Genomic DNA, 14,184 nt, shown 5'->3' on the forward strand with positions numbered 1-14,184 from the left:
GTTATGGACTTTCCTGAGGAACTGAAATATTCAAAGGAACATGTCTGGGTCAGAGTCGAAGGCAATTCGGCCGTAATCGGCATAACCGACTTTGCTCAGGAAGAGTTAGGACCCATTTCCGGCGTCGAATTGCCGGAAGAGGGCGACGAGGTGGAACAGGACGATTCCGTAGGTTCCATCGAGGCGCGCAAGACGGTGGCTGATATCTATGCCCCCTTCAGCGGGACGGTGCGTACCATCAACCACGAGGCAGTCGACAACCCCGCCCTGTTAAACGATGACCCCTATGACGGAGGTTGGTTGCTGGAGGTTACGATCAACGACCAAGACGAACTGAAGGGGTTCATGTCGGCCGACGACTATGCCGACTATGTCGAAAACAAGGATTAATTTTTCGGCGCATATGTGCTACAAAGGGCGGGATAGATGCCTATCCCGCCCTCTTGTTTTGAAAGGAACCGGACCGTGCGTTCACCCATCGTACTGTTTGTGGTATTGATGTCTCTGCCGTCTCTTGCAGCGGCCGCCGACACGCCGATCTCCCTTTCGCTCAACGAGGCGATCCGCATGGCGGTGGAGAAGAATCTGGACGTGAGGGCTGAACTGTACAACCCAGCCCAGTTAGAGGCTGACATCAACCGTAACAGGGCGATCTACGACCCGCTTCTAACCCTGCAAACCAGCTACAGCGATTCTACCGTGCCCTCGACGGCCACGGGTAGTACCAGCTCCAGCTATGGCCGCACATATCAGGCCGACGCTTCCCTGGCACAACTCTTCTGGACCGGCGCAACCGCAACAGCCGGCTTCAACAACAACTACAACAGCACCAATAGCATCGGTACTTTGAGCAACTACTGGGAATCGACTCTGGGGCTCACGGTCACTCAACCGCTGCTGAAGAATTTTGGGCGCGAGAATACCGATATCAATATTAACGTCTCGCGTCTCTCCAAGTTTGCCTCACTGGAACACTTCAATACCGTCCTTTTGAATACTGTCACCCAAGTCAGAACCGAATATTTCAAGCTTTATAGCCTGCGGGAGCAGTTACAAGTTGCAAGTACCTCGCTTGAACTGGCGCGCAAGATTCTGAGCGATACCAAGGCCCAGGTTGCTGCCGGTGTTCTGCCCGCTATGGAGATCACCAATGCCGAATTCGGCGTCTACTCACGGGAAAAGGACTTGATAGATGCCGAGAGGGCGGTAAGTGATGAAGTTGATGTCCTGCGACTTCTGTTGCAGATCAAGGGGAAAGGGGATATCGTCACGGTGGATCAGCCTCGTCATGATGCTTATGCCGTGAACGAAAATACGTCGCTTAAACGGGCCATGGACCGTCCCGACATTAAGGAGCTGCGCCGCAACCTGGATATTGCCGAACTTCAGACACGCATCTACAATAACAAGGTTCAGCCCGACTTGTCGTTTGCCGCCTCCGCCTCTCTGGTCGGCCTCAATCACACCTATCCCCGCAATCTGGAAACGCTCTCGTCGGCCGATAATCCTGCCTGGAGCCTCGGCCTGACCTTTACCTACCCACTGGGCAACAATGCAGCAGAAAACGATTACCGTAAAAGCCGCCTCAAGACCGAACAAACTGCTGTACAGATCCGAAGCCTTGAGGAAAACGCCGCCAATGACGTCAAGAGCGCCATCCGGGGTATCACCAGCACCTACAAACAGATCGCCGTGGCCGAGCGGGGCAGGGCCTATGCCGAGGAACGCCTCAAAGCCTATCTGCGCAGGAAGGATGTCGGTCTTGCCACCAACAAGGATGTATTAGATGTGGAAAATGACCTTGTGGCAGCCAAAAACAACCAAATCGCGGCGGTGGTGAACTACGATAATGCCATTACCCATCTGTGGCAGGTAACCGGCGAACTTCTGGAACGGCAAGGTATCCGCGTCGTAGAAGACGATGCGGACAAACTCTACAAGAATATACGCTGATGCTCACTATTGGCCGCATAGACTACGCAAACGTCACTCCCCTGTTTCACGCACTCAAGGCACATTTTCCCTGCGACGGCTATCGGTTCACCGCCGGGGTCCCGGCTCGCCTGAATGCCATGCTCGCCGCTGAGGAAATTGATGTCTGCCCTTCATCCTCAATAGAATATGCCATTCATTCCGAGCGCTACCTCATTCTGCCCGATCTCTCCATAAGCAGTGTCGGCCCGGTTGCCAGCGTTCTACTCTTCTCCCGTGTTCCCATAGAAGAGCTTGACGGCAAGGAGGTGTTATTGAGCGCGGAATCGGCTACATCCGTCAACCTGCTCAGGATACTCCTGGGTAAGTGTTTTGGCCAATCCTGCCGGTATACTGTATCCTCCAGCCCGCTGACCGAGGCGCTTCGCACGGCGCCCGCCATGTTGCTGATCGGGGATGCCGCGTTGCGTTCGTCCATGTCAGAAACCGGCCTGCGGATCTACGATTTGGGATCGCTCTGGTATGAATGGACCGGGTTGCCATTTGTATTTGCCCTGTGGTTTTGTACCCGTGCCGCCGTAAGGGAACGGTATCAGGAAGTGCGGCTGCTGGCTGACCAACTTGTCCAGGCCAAAGGGTATGCGGATCAGGAGCGGGAGTTTATTGCGGATGCGGTGCCTGAAATGGCATGGATGGGGCGTGAGGGGCTTATAAGATACTGGCGGGAGAATATTTCCTACGAATTGGGGGGGGCGCAACAAGAGGGATTGCGACTGTTCTACCGATATGCGGCGGAGCTTGGATTGATCCCGCATGCCCCCGAGTTGCACTTTTTTAAATAGGTGAATGTTTTGTGCCCCATGAAACAAGAATCCGGCCAGTCGCCGTTTGTCGCCCGGAGCCGACAACAGCGGCATAGTCGGCCAGTATCCTGGCGTGGTCGAAGCAGAGCGGGGACGGCAGTTCCTCAAGTCTGAAGAGCGCCAGGTTGGCCGCGTCGTCGGCGGCACGGGGAATCCCGCTTCCCTGCGCCACAAAAACCGTTGAAATGGTGTGCATACGCGCATCCCGCTCCGGGTCCGAGTAGCATCCCAGTAAGCGCAGGTTGCCGATCTCCAATGACGTTTCTTCTTTTGCTTCCCGTCGCGCCGCTTCTTCAAGCGATTCCCCGTAGTCCACGAAACCTCCCGGCAATGCCCAGCCATGAGGCGCATTTTTGCGCTCGATCAGCACAATGCGGCCATCGATCTCGATGATGATATCCACCGTTGGGAAGGGGTTGCGGTACTGTCTGACCGGAGAGCCGCACGAAGGGCAGGTAAGCGTATCAAAGGACATGGTAAACCTCCCGGCTGCCGCCGAGGCTACGCCTCGGCACACAAAAAAAGGGGGAACATGGTTCCCCCTCCGTACTGGTACGAAAAGATACGACGCTTACTTCTTCTTGCCGCCGGATGCCTTCTTGGAGGCTTTGAGGGGGTTGACCCTGACATCTTCCACCTTGATTTCCACCTTGACGTGGCTGGCGAAGTTGCAGAGGCCATTGGCCCATTTTTTGGCCGGAGCCGGATAGGCGCTGCAAACCTGACCAATGGAACCGGTTACGATGCGCTCGCATCCTTCACAATTTTCAACTACGATCTGGCAGGAGCCGTCCGGGAAAACACACCCCTGTTTGCCCCAAAAGGTACACTCGGTACCGGGAAGTACAGTCTGACACTGCATGCTTCTTCCTCCTAAAGTATTCTGTATTGAAATCTAACTGTAACAAGTATGGTTGAAAAAAGTCAACAGGAAAAATCCTTGAAATTATGACCTGTTTGACTTGACGGACGGACGTTGGTGTATTACCTTAATACGACAAAAGATGTCTTGTTTTTGGGAGGCGTATCATGCGAATCGCTTTTGGAACGTCCGGATGGCGCGGCATTCTCTGCGAAGACTTCATTTTTGACAATGTCAGGGTGGTTATCCGGGCCATTGCCGACCACCTCATCGCCTCCGGGGAACAGCACAAAGGAGTGATAGTAGGCTGCGATACCCGTTTCATGGGGCAGCGTTTTGTCGAAGAGGCGGCGCGGGTTTTTGCGGGCGCGGGCGTCAAGGCCTACCTGTGTGAACGTGATACCCCCACGCCGGTCATCTCATTCGAAATACTGCGGCGTCATGCCGCCGGCGCCGTCAACTTTACCGCCAGCCATAATCCGCCCGAATACAACGGGGTCAAGTTCTCGCCCTCCTGGGGGGGGGCGGCGCTGCCTGAGACCACCACCGATATCGAACAACGGGCCAACAGTATGCTGGGTTCGGCCTGCTGTTCAACAAGCCTTTCCTTTGATGATGCGTCACGCCAGGGGCTCCTGGAGCGCATTGACCCCCGGCAGGGATACTTGAAAGCGTTGGAAAACAAGGTTGACTTTGATGCCATTGCGCACCTTGGGAAGGTGGCGCTTAATCCACTGTACGGCACCGGGCGGGGGTATCTGGATGAGCCGCTTAAGCAGCGCAATATTCCTTATGCCATTATCAACGACCATCTGGATCCGTACTTCGGCGGCCAGCCACCCGAGCCGTCCGAAAGTCATATCCCCGATTTTATCGCTATGGTCAAAAGCGACCCGGCAATTCGTCTGGGGTTGGCAACCGACGGCGACGCCGACCGTTTCGGCATCTTGGACAGCGACGGTTCCTACATCGAGCCCAACTACATCATCGCCCTGCTTCTTGATTACCTGATAAGGGTGCGTAAACTGGAAGGGGGCGTGGCCCGTAGTGTCGCCACCTCCCACCTGATCGATGCCGTAGCCCGAAAACACGGCATCCCGGTCTATGAGACGCCGGTCGGCTTCAAATATGTCGGCGAACTGATCAGCCAGGACAAGATCGTTATTGGCGGCGAAGAAAGCGCCGGGCTCTCAATCAAGGGGCATGTGCCCGAAAAAGACGGTATTCTGGCCTGTTTCCTGGTGGCGGAGATGGTAGCCCGGGAGGGAAAGACCATCCGGGAGTTGTTGGAACGGCTCTATGGCGAGGTAGGACGTTTCATCACTCGCCGAGACAACCTCAAGCTATCACCGCAACTGGAGAGCGAGTACGCAAAAAAGATTACGACACTTCCCGCCGAGGTCGCCGGGACCAAGATCAAGGAGGTGATCAGGATCGACGGGACCAAACTGCTGCTGGAAGACGGCAGTTGGATACTTTTTCGCAAGTCGGGCACTGAGCCGGTGGTGCGCCTCTATGGTGAGGCGGCCACGGAAGCAAGGCTGGCGGAGGTTATGGCATCGGGACGAAAGTTTATAATGGGGTGAACATTGACAGGGTGCGGGGGATAGAAACCCATAAAAAGGGCGTTGTATCCCGGTAATTCCTGCTGCAAGGTAACGGAAGTCTTTTCGAATACATTCAATACGCAAGGAGACCATCACCATGTGGGACTATACACCAACCGTAAAAGATCATTTTCTCAATCCCCGTAACGTGGGGGATATCCCTGATGCTGACGCTGTCGGCGAGGTAGGTAGCTTGGCGTGCGGCGACGCCCTGAAACTCTATCTCAAGTTGGACGACAACAAGGACAAGATCGTTGACGCCAAATTTCAGACCTTTGGCTGCGCCAGCGCCATCGCCTCCTCGTCGGCCCTGACCGAGATGGTGAAGGGCAAGAACCTGGATGAGGCCCTGGCCATCAGCAATCAGGACATTGCCGAGTTTCTGGGTGGGCTGCCGGAGGAGAAGATGCACTGCTCGGTGATGGGACAGGAAGCGCTGGAGGTTGCCATTGCCAAATACCGTGGCCATGAGGTGAAGCCTCACGACCACGACCACGATCACGGCCCGAGCTACCCCGACCAAGAGGGAACCATTGTTTGTAAATGTTTCGGCATCACCGATGTCTTCCTGAAAAAGGTGATCGAAACCAATAAGCTGACCACGGCCGAACAGGTGACCCATTTTACCAAAGCTGGCGGCGGCTGCGGCGGCTGTATTCCTCGGATCAAGGAGTTAATCGCCGAGGTGATGGGCGGCCAGCAGTCCGAAGAAACTCGGAAGCGGCCTGAAAAACTTTCTAATATGAAAAAGATGCAGATGATCCAGGAGGTTCTGGAGCGGGATATCCGGCCTCTGTTGTGGGCCGACGGCGGAGACCTGGAACTGATCGACATCGACGGTCCCAAGGTGCAGGTGGCCTTCCGTAAGGCGTGTGCAGGCTGTGCATCTTCCGGCTACACCTCCCGCGTGGTGGAGCAGAAACTGCGCGACCTAGTGGCGGAGGACATCGTGGTTGAGGAGGTCGCGGCATGAAAGAAATCTATCTGGACAATAACGCCACCACCAAGGTGGACGAGGCGGTCTTCGAGGAGATGCGCCCCTATTTCTGCGAACTGTACGGCAACCCCAGTTCCATGCATTTCTTCGGCGGCCAGGTACAACAGAAGGTGGACGAGGCCCGTAAACGTGTGGCCGCACTCCTGGGTGCCTCGCCGGACGAGATTATCTTCACCGCCTGTGGCACCGAGAGCGACAACGCTGCCATTCGTTCAGCCCTGGAGGTCTTCCCGGAAAAACGCCACGTCATCACCTCTCGTGTGGAACATCCGGCCGTACTGACCCAGTGTCGCAATCTGACCCAGAAAGGGTACCGGGTCAGTGAGATCGGCGTGGATAGCGAGGGGCGGCTGGACATGGAGGAGTTGAAGGCTGTGGTAGATGCTGATACGGCCATTGTATCGCTAATGTACGCCAACAACGAGACCGGCGTGATTTTCCCCATCGAGGAGGCTGCCGCCATCGCCAAGGCCAAGGGGGCGCTGTTTCATACGGACGCCGTCCAAGCCGTAGGCAAGGTTCCGATCAACCTGGCGGCCTCGAAGATCGACATGCTGTCGCTCTCCGGCCATAAACTGCACGCGCCCAAAGGGATAGGCGTGCTCTATCTGCGCCGTGGCACCCCCTTTCGCCCCTTCATGGTGGGAGGACACCAGGAGAAGAGCCGCCGCGCCGGTACGGAAAATGCCGCCGCCATCATCGCCCTAGGTAAGGCCTGCGAACTCGCCGGGCAAAACATGGTGACCGAGAATACTCAGGTAAAGGCTTTGCGTGACCGCTTGCAGAACGAACTTATGGCCCGTATCCCCCATGCCCGCATCAACGGTGGCGCTGCCGAGCGCCTCCCCAATACTGTGAACATCGCCTTTGAGTTCGTAGAGGGTGAAGCGATCCTGCTTTTGCTCAACGAGTTGGGTATCTGCGCTTCGTCGGGAAGCGCCTGTACTTCCGGCTCTCTGGAACCGTCTCACGTGCTGCGGGCTATGGGTGTGCCCTTTACCTGCGCCCACGGCTCGATCCGCTTCTCGCTCTCCTGTTATACCACTGACGCCGAGATCGACACGGTCATCCGCGAACTGCCGCCGGTCATTGCCCATCTGCGGCAGATGTCGCCTTTTGGCAGGGAGTTTCTCAAGGAACAGGGTTGAGTATTATCGGTTTTATCTGCTGGAATTACATGTGATGCCGATAGTGATTGCCACGAACCAAATAGAGCAACTATGAAAACAGCAGACCCCGCAGGGGGCGGCCGCAGAATGGCCGCCCCCTGTTTTTACTGGCGTATCGGGGAAAATGCGTTAGAATAAAATTCGGCCGTCCCGATGAGGCGGTGATTGACCCTTTTGGGAGGAGTATTTATTATGGAGATACGAGTGCCTGAGGTGGGCGAATCGGTCCGGGAAGCACTGCTGGCCAAGTGGTTCAAGAAGGACGGCGAGAGTGTTAAGAGGGACGAAGCGCTCTGCGAGATCGAAACCGACAAGATCACGCTGGACATCAACGCCGATGCGGCCGGGGTGCTCGCGATCACGGTAACCGAAGGGACGACAATTCCAGTCGGCACGGTCATCGGCTCTATCGATGAACAACAGGTTGCCGTCGCAGTTGCTCCGATTGCAACAGCACCGATATCAGCACCGGCAGTACCGGTGCAACTGTCACCGGCTAATTCCGCCTCTGCGCCATCGACGCCGGCCGCCCGACGGGAAATGCGCGAACAGGGGATTGACCCCGCCTCGGTCGTGGGGACCGGCAAGGGGGGGCGCATCACCCTGGACGACCTGTTCAGCGGCATCGCGGAAAAGTCCCAGCAAGGAGCGGCCACACCAGTGCCCCCCCCGGATGCTGCCTCTGTTCTAATACCGTCCCAAGGCATGGTTGCCGTTTCCGTCCCGCCTGCACCGGTTGGGCCCATCGCCGCAGTCCACTCGGAGGAGCCCCCCCCTTATGTGTCCGAGAGGGAAGAACGACGGGCCATGTCCCCCATCCGCAAGCGTATCGCCGAACGCCTTGTGGCGGTGCGGCGGGAAACCGCCATGCTCACCACCTTCAACGAGGCCGACCTGAGCCACATCATGGCGTTGAGAGACAAGTACCGGGACCATTTCCAAAAGCGTCACGGCGTCAAGCTTGGCTTCATGCCGTTTTTCGTCAAGGCGTGCGTCGAGGCGCTACGGGAATTTCCGTCCGTGAATGCCAGCATTGACGGCGACGACATCGTGTACCACCATTACTACGATATCGGCATTGCCGTGGGCGGCGAGAAAGGGCTTGTGGTCCCGATCCTGCGCAATGCGGAGCGGCTCCATTTTCACGAAGTGGAACAGGCGATCAACGGCTTCAGCGAGAAGATCAAAACCAACCGCCTGACCATCTCCGACCTGGAGGGGGGCACCTTTACCATCTCAAACGGCGGCGTGTACGGTTCCATGCTCTCCACCCCCATACTTAATCCACCTCAAAGCGGCGTACTCGGCATGCACGCCATCCTGGAGCGCCCAGTGGTTCGCGATGGCCAGATCGTCATACGTCCCATGATGTACCTGGCGCTCTCCTATGACCATCGCATCATCGACGGGCGTGAGGCGGTCGGGTTCCTGAAGAAGATCAAGGAATATATCGAGGACCCAGAGGAGTTGTTGCTGGAAGGCTAGGGCACCTTAACATTCCATAGGGAGGATTCTGTCATGTCCGATCACATATTCGATCTTATCGTTGTTGGTGCTGGACCGGGCGGCTATGTGGCCGCCATCCGCGCCACGCAATTGGGGATGAAGGTTGCCGTCGTCGAAAAGCGCGGTGCGTTGGGGGGCGTCTGTCTGAACGAAGGGTGCATTCCCAGCAAGGCTCTGCTGGACTCCAGCGAGTTTTTTGCCGTGGCGCGGGATCGTTTTTCCGTGCACGGCATCGACATCGCTCCACCCCAACTTAACCTGGAAGCCATGATGCGCCGTAAGGACGACGTGGTCAAAAAGAATACCGACGGCATCGCCTATCTCTTCAAGAAGAACGAGATCGAGTGGATTCATGGCACGGGGCGGCTTGCAGGACGCAACGCACTTGGCCGGCACGAGGTCGAGGTGGCGCTTGTAGAGGCTGCAACGCCCGCCGTTCAGCAGAACCTGCCTACGGATACGGAAACGACGATGAAGCTCCAGGCGCCGCGAGTACTGCTGGCAACCGGTAGCGAGGCCGCCATGCTCCCAGGTATCCCCTTTGACGGGCAGGTGGTGGTCAGTGCCCGCGAGGCGCTCTGCTTTGACGAACTTCCCCAACACTTGGTCGTTGCCGGAGGCAGCTTCATAGGCCTGGAACTGGGGTCAATCTGGCGCCGTCTGGGAGCCCAGGTAACGGTGGTGGAGATGCTGCCCCAGATCGTGCCGGTTATGGACCGCCAGGCGGGAGACACCCTCTACCGCTCCCTGCGTAAACAGGGCATCCAGTTCAAGCTGGGGACGCGGATCACCGGGGTGCGCCGCATCGGCAGCAAGGCTATTGTCCAGTTCAACGCCGGTACCGGCAGCGAAGAGATCGATTGCGACCGCCTGCTGGTGGCTGTGGGCCGTCGCCCACTGACGACCGGGCTCAACCTGGAAGAGGTGGGGGTGCGGCTGGACGAGAAAGGAAGGGTGGCGGTGGATGCGGATTATCAGACTTCCGTACCGGGCATCTACGCCATAGGGGATCTGGTCCCTGGCCCGATGCTGGCCCACAAAGCCTCGGAAGAGGGGGTGGCCTGCGTTGAACGCATGGTGGGCAAGGTCGCAGTGGTGGAGTACGAGTATATCCCCGGCGTGGTCTATACCTGGCCGGAAGGCGCTACGGTTGGCCAGACCGAGGAACAGCTCAAGGAGGCCGGCACCCCTTACCGGAGCGGACGGTTCAATTTTGCCGCCCTTGGCCGGGCGCGCTGCATGGACGAAACGGAAGGATTCGTCAAGATTCTGGCACATCAGGATACGGACCGGGTTCTGGGGGTGCACATCGTCGGGCCGCGGGCATCGGACCTGATTGCCGAGGCGGTCGCTATCATGAGTTTCGGCGGCACGGCCCGGGATATAGCCCTGATCTGTCATGCCCACCCGACTCTACCCGAGGCCGTGAGGGAGGCCGCCTTGGATGTGCACAAGGAGGCGATTCACGCCTGAGGAAGCCAACATTTTTTAGCGGCAAATATAGTGAAGTACGGAACGGTCGCAATTCACTTCAAGGGCGGCCTTGGACTCCGGCATGTCGCTCTATCCGCCGTGCAGGTATCACAGATTAAGGGTATACTAATGACAGCATGCATTATAAAGGAAGGGGATGATTACAATGGCAAAGAACCTTGCGAACAAAATACTCGAACATCATCTGGTGGAGGGGGAACTGGTCCCCGGTCGGGAGATTGCCATCCGTATCGATCACACGCTTTTGCAGGATGCCACCGGCACCATGGCCATGTTGGAGTTCATCGCCATGGGGTTGCCGAGAGTCAAAGTGGGGCTGGCGGCCCAGTATATAGATCACAACCTGCTGCAAACCGACTATAAAAACGCCGACGACCACGCCTTTCTGACCAGCGCGGCCATGAAGTATGGCGTGCACCTGTCCAAGCCGGGCAACGGCGTTTCCCACCAGGTGCACCTGGAGCGCTTCGGCGTGCCGGGTATCACACTCCTTGGGGCCGATTCACACTCCCCCACGGCTGCCGGCATATCGGTGCTGGCTATCGGGGCCGGCGGCCTGGACGTGGCTTTGGCCATGGCCGGACATCCCTTTTATCTCCCCTGTCCCAAGGTTATGGGAGTTAAACTGGTGGGTCGCCTGCCCGACTGGGTTTCGGGCAAGGACGTCATCCTGGAGATGCTCCGTCGGCATACGGTCAAGGGGGGAGTGGGCAAGGTCATCGAGTACTACGGCCCGGGTGTTGCAACGCTTTCGGCCACCGACCGCGCCACCATAGGCAACATGGGCGCTGAACTTGGTGCCACCTCCTCCATCTTCCCCTCGGACGAACGAACGCGGGAGTTCCTGATTTCACAGGGCAGGGGCGATTGCTGGCAACCTCTCGGGGCGGACGAGGGGGCAGCCTACGACGAATACGACGAGATCGACCTGTCCTCACTGGAACCGTTGATCGCCTGCCCGTCCTCGCCGGACAACGTCGTTGCGGTGCGGGAAGTGGAGGGCATCAAGGTAGATCAGGTGTTGGTGGGGAGTTCGGTCAACTCCTCGTTCCGCGACCTGATGATGGTCTGCCGCATTTTGGAGGGGCAGCGTGTTGCGCCTCAATTGTCGTTCCATATCAACCCAGGCAGCCGCCAGGTGCTGGAAAACGTGGCCGACCAAGGCGGGGTTGTGACGTTGCTGATGGCCGGTGCAACCATCCATCAGTCCGGTTGCTTGGGTTGCATCGGCATGGGGCAGGCGCCGGGCACCGACCAGGTTTCGTTGCGTACCTTCCCGCGCAACTTCCCGGGCAGGAGCGGCACCAAAGGGGACAAGGTCTATCTCTGTTCCCCGGAGACCGCCGCTGCCGCGGGTATTTACGGAGTGATCACCGATCCGCGCAAGCTGGGTGCCATCAAAGCCTATCCGGCGGTGCAGAACCCCTCCGCGTATTTGCTGGACGATTCCGGCATCATCTCCCCTCTGGAGGATACCACCTCCGTTGAGATCAAGACCGGACCTAACATCGTGCCGTTCCCGGAATTCGAGGCGCTGCCGGATACGCTGCAGGCGGAGGTGGTCATTAAGCTGGAGGATAATGTCAGCACCGACCACATCATGCCGGCAGGCAACAAGGTGCTGCCGTTGCGGAGCAACATCCCGGCCATAGCCGAACATGTCTTCGAGCAGGTTGACCCGGAGTTTCCGGCCAGGGCCAAGACGGCCGGCAACGGGGTGGTGGTGGGGGGCGAGAACTACGGTCAGGGGTCGTCCCGGGAACATGCGGCCCTTGCGCCCCGTTATCTGGGAATCCGCGCCAAGCTGGTCAAGAGCTTTGCCCGCATCCACAAGGCCAACTTGGTTAACTTCGGCATCCTGCCGCTGACCTTCAAGACCCCGGCCGATTACGATCTGTTCAAACAGGGGGACCGGGTCTCGTTCTCGGACCTGCGACGCCTTGTTGAGAGCGGCGCCGAGGAGGTGCCGGTATTGGTGGGGGACAAACAGATCATAATGCAGTTGAATATCTCCGATCGTCAACGTAAGGAATTGCTGGCCGGTGGAACACTGAATTACGTACGGCACGAAAGCCAAGAGTGAAATGAGATCAAAGCGGCCATAGCCTGACAGACTGTTGAATATCCCCGGTTGTTCAAAAATAGTCAGATCGTCGCACCCGCAGAAGGCCCCGAGGAGGCGTAGCAGCGCTACGCCGCACGAAAGGGCCTTCGAGGATGGCGGCGAGATGGCTGTTTTTCAATAACCTCCTACAGAGGAGCATGAATGCCAAGAACCGCAGTCCACAAAACCAAAATCGTTGCCACCCTTGGTCCGGCTAGTTCTTCGCCCGACATGGTGGCCCGGCTCATGGTGGCCGGCGTGGATATCTTTCGCCTCAATTTCTCCCACGGCGACAACGTCCAGAAACAAAAGTTGATCCGTACCATCAGGCAGACCTCGGAAAAGCTAGGACGCCAGGTTGGCATCCTAGCTGACCTGCAGGGACCGAAAATCAGGACCGGCAAAATGGCGGACGATGCCATGACCTTGACCAAGGGGCAGGAGGTGATCATCACCACTGAGGATATTCTCGGCCGGGACGGCGTCATCCCCACAGTCTACCGTTCTCTGCCGTACGACGTGCATCCCGGTTCGCGCATCCTGCTGGACGATGGCTTGTTGGAGTTGAAGGTCGTGGCCATCGATGGTGAGCGGGTAAGGTGTGCCGTGGTGACCGGCGGCGTACTGAAAAACAACAAGGGGATCAACCTGCCGGGCGTGAATGTGTCGGCCCCCTCCCTGACCGAGAAAGACTTGGTTGATCTGGACTTTGCGCTTGAGGCCGATGTGGATTTCGTGGCTCTCTCCTTTGTTCGTACTGCCGATGATGTGGAGCAGATCAAACGGATCATCTACCTGAAGGGCAAGAACACGCCGGTGGTGGCCAAAATTGAAAAACCTGAGGCGTTGCAGAATTTCAAGAAGATCCTCCATGCGACGGATGCGGTCATGGTGGCGCGTGGTGACCTGGGGGTGGAGATCGAAGCCGAGAAGGTGCCGGTCTTCCAGAAAAAGATCATCCAAGCCTGCAACGAGGCCGGCAAGCCGGTCATCACCGCCACCCAGATGCTGGAATCCATGGTTCGCAATCCGCGGCCGACGAGGGCTGAAACGTCCGACGTGGCCAACGCTATCGTGGACGGTACCGATGCGGTCATGCTCTCCGCCGAGACCGCCTCGGGGGATTACCCGGTGGAGGCAGTGGAAACCATGGTCCGCATCGCGCGGGATGTGGAAAGCGCCGATTTCTGGAGTAAGGTGGACCGGAGCGCCTCAACGCCCAGCATTGCCCAAGCGGTGGCCGAGTCGGCCTGCCGGGCGGCCACCAGTCTGAGTGCCAAGACCATTGCCGTGTTCACCCAATCAGGCAGCACGGCGGCGCTTATCTCCCGCTTTCGCCCACATATACCGATCATAGCCTATACCGCATCGCCGGAGATCCAGAGAAGGCTCTCCATCTACTGGGGGGTCAGCGCCACCGGCATCGGTATCATGGCGGACATGCACCAGCAGATCATGGCGGTGGAGCGCAATATGCTCGCTGCCGGCTACCGTAAAGGGGACATCATCGTCATCATCATGGGACTGCCCGTAGAGGCGCGGGGGTCCACCAATCTGATGAAGGTGCATAAGCTGGGGACCGGCGAATTCTTCGAAATCTACTGACTTGTTCGTTTTTCGGACCGGTTTTGCATGGGCAATGCAGCGCAC

Annotated in this window: 12 protein-coding genes; 10 read left to right on the plus strand and 2 right to left on the minus strand. The window is 57.8% G+C overall.

The features are described 5' to 3' along the window. Positions 1–3: 3 nt before the first annotated feature. From gcvH to LDN12_RS07405, 3 genes are all read left to right on the plus strand, one after another. Positions 4–390, plus strand: coding sequence for a glycine cleavage system protein GcvH (gcvH, locus tag LDN12_RS07395; protein WP_223922035.1), 387 nt, complete (start codon positions 4–6; stop codon positions 388–390). 75 nt (positions 391–465) lie between these two features. Beyond that, a complete protein-coding gene (locus tag LDN12_RS07400; RefSeq protein ID WP_223922036.1) occupies positions 466–1,953 on the plus strand; it encodes a TolC family protein in 1,488 nt (495 codons plus the stop codon). After that, on the plus strand, positions 1,953–2,774 hold the full coding sequence (locus LDN12_RS07405) for a menaquinone biosynthetic enzyme MqnA/MqnD family protein (RefSeq protein ID WP_308464312.1): 822 nt from the start codon (positions 1,953–1,955) through the stop codon (positions 2,772–2,774). Before LDN12_RS07400 ends, LDN12_RS07405 begins: the two co-directional genes overlap by 1 nt. Here the strand turns inward: LDN12_RS07405 and LDN12_RS07410 are convergent. Both LDN12_RS07410 and LDN12_RS07415 read right to left on the minus strand, forming a co-directional pair. Continuing rightward, a complete protein-coding gene (locus LDN12_RS07410) occupies positions 2,767–3,270 on the minus strand; it encodes an NUDIX hydrolase (RefSeq protein WP_223922037.1) in 504 nt (167 codons plus the stop codon). The two genes, LDN12_RS07405 and LDN12_RS07410, sit on opposite strands and share 8 nt — an antisense overlap. A 96-nt stretch (positions 3,271–3,366) precedes the next feature. Then, on the minus strand, positions 3,367–3,657 hold the full coding sequence (locus LDN12_RS07415) for a PxxKW family cysteine-rich protein (RefSeq protein WP_223922038.1): 291 nt from the start codon (positions 3,655–3,657) through the stop codon (positions 3,367–3,369). Positions 3,658–3,821: 164 nt separating this feature from the next. On the opposite strand from LDN12_RS07415, the gene LDN12_RS07420 reads away from it, so the two are divergent. From LDN12_RS07420 to pyk, 7 genes are all read left to right on the plus strand, one after another. Next, a complete protein-coding gene (locus LDN12_RS07420; RefSeq protein WP_223924042.1) occupies positions 3,822–5,243 on the plus strand; it encodes a phosphoglucomutase/phosphomannomutase family protein in 1,422 nt (473 codons plus the stop codon). Between the two features lie 118 nt (positions 5,244–5,361). Then, positions 5,362–6,237 (plus strand): Fe-S cluster assembly protein NifU, encoded by an 876-nt coding sequence (gene nifU / locus LDN12_RS07425; RefSeq protein ID WP_223922039.1) that lies wholly within the window; start codon positions 5,362–5,364, stop codon positions 6,235–6,237. After that, positions 6,234–7,409, plus strand: a complete 1,176-nt coding sequence (nifS, locus tag LDN12_RS07430; protein ID WP_223922040.1) for a cysteine desulfurase NifS — start codon at positions 6,234–6,236, stop codon at positions 7,407–7,409. The genes nifU and nifS overlap by 4 nt, the downstream gene beginning before the upstream one ends. A 213-nt stretch (positions 7,410–7,622) precedes the next feature. Continuing rightward, positions 7,623–8,915: a 2-oxoglutarate dehydrogenase complex dihydrolipoyllysine-residue succinyltransferase gene (odhB, locus tag LDN12_RS07435; RefSeq protein ID WP_223922041.1), complete on the plus strand. Its 1,293-nt coding sequence runs from the start codon at positions 7,623–7,625 to the stop codon at positions 8,913–8,915. 33 nt (positions 8,916–8,948) lie between these two features. Further along, positions 8,949–10,409, plus strand: a complete 1,461-nt coding sequence (gene lpdA, locus LDN12_RS07440) for a dihydrolipoyl dehydrogenase (RefSeq protein WP_223922042.1) — start codon at positions 8,949–8,951, stop codon at positions 10,407–10,409. 166 nt (positions 10,410–10,575) lie between these two features. Continuing rightward, on the plus strand, positions 10,576–12,513 hold the full coding sequence (locus LDN12_RS07445; RefSeq protein WP_223922043.1) for an aconitate hydratase: 1,938 nt from the start codon (positions 10,576–10,578) through the stop codon (positions 12,511–12,513). A 183-nt stretch (positions 12,514–12,696) separates the two neighbouring features. Beyond that, positions 12,697–14,139 carry a pyruvate kinase gene (gene pyk, locus LDN12_RS07450; RefSeq protein ID WP_223922044.1) on the plus strand — a complete coding sequence of 481 codons (1,443 nt, stop codon included), beginning with the start codon at positions 12,697–12,699 and terminating at the stop codon, positions 14,137–14,139. Positions 14,140–14,184: the final 45 nt, after the last annotated feature.

Origin of the sequence: Geobacter sp. AOG2, from assembly GCF_019972295.1 — a bacterium.
Taxonomy (GTDB): domain Bacteria; phylum Desulfobacterota; class Desulfuromonadia; order Geobacterales; family Pseudopelobacteraceae; genus Oryzomonas.

What these genes read in the sequence shown, in the direction of transcription:
- gcvH (WP_223922035.1), top strand. Translation starts at nt 4, where the DNA reads ATGGACTTTCCTGAGGAACTGAAATATTCAAAGGAACATGTCTGGGTC.
- LDN12_RS07405 (WP_308464312.1), top strand. Translation starts at nt 1,953, where the DNA reads ATGCTCACTATTGGCCGCATAGACTACGCAAACGTCACTCCCCTGTTT.
- LDN12_RS07410 (WP_223922037.1), bottom strand. Translation starts at nt 3,270, where the DNA reads ATGTCCTTTGATACGCTTACCTGCCCTTCGTGCGGCTCTCCGGTCAGA.
- LDN12_RS07415 (WP_223922038.1), bottom strand. Translation starts at nt 3,657, where the DNA reads ATGCAGTGTCAGACTGTACTTCCCGGTACCGAGTGTACCTTTTGGGGC.
- nifU (WP_223922039.1), top strand. Translation starts at nt 5,362, where the DNA reads ATGTGGGACTATACACCAACCGTAAAAGATCATTTTCTCAATCCCCGT.
- nifS (WP_223922040.1), top strand. Translation starts at nt 6,234, where the DNA reads ATGAAAGAAATCTATCTGGACAATAACGCCACCACCAAGGTGGACGAG.
- odhB (WP_223922041.1), top strand. Translation starts at nt 7,623, where the DNA reads ATGGAGATACGAGTGCCTGAGGTGGGCGAATCGGTCCGGGAAGCACTG.
- lpdA (WP_223922042.1), top strand. Translation starts at nt 8,949, where the DNA reads ATGTCCGATCACATATTCGATCTTATCGTTGTTGGTGCTGGACCGGGC.
- LDN12_RS07445 (WP_223922043.1), top strand. Translation starts at nt 10,576, where the DNA reads ATGGCAAAGAACCTTGCGAACAAAATACTCGAACATCATCTGGTGGAG.
- pyk (WP_223922044.1), top strand. Translation starts at nt 12,697, where the DNA reads ATGCCAAGAACCGCAGTCCACAAAACCAAAATCGTTGCCACCCTTGGT.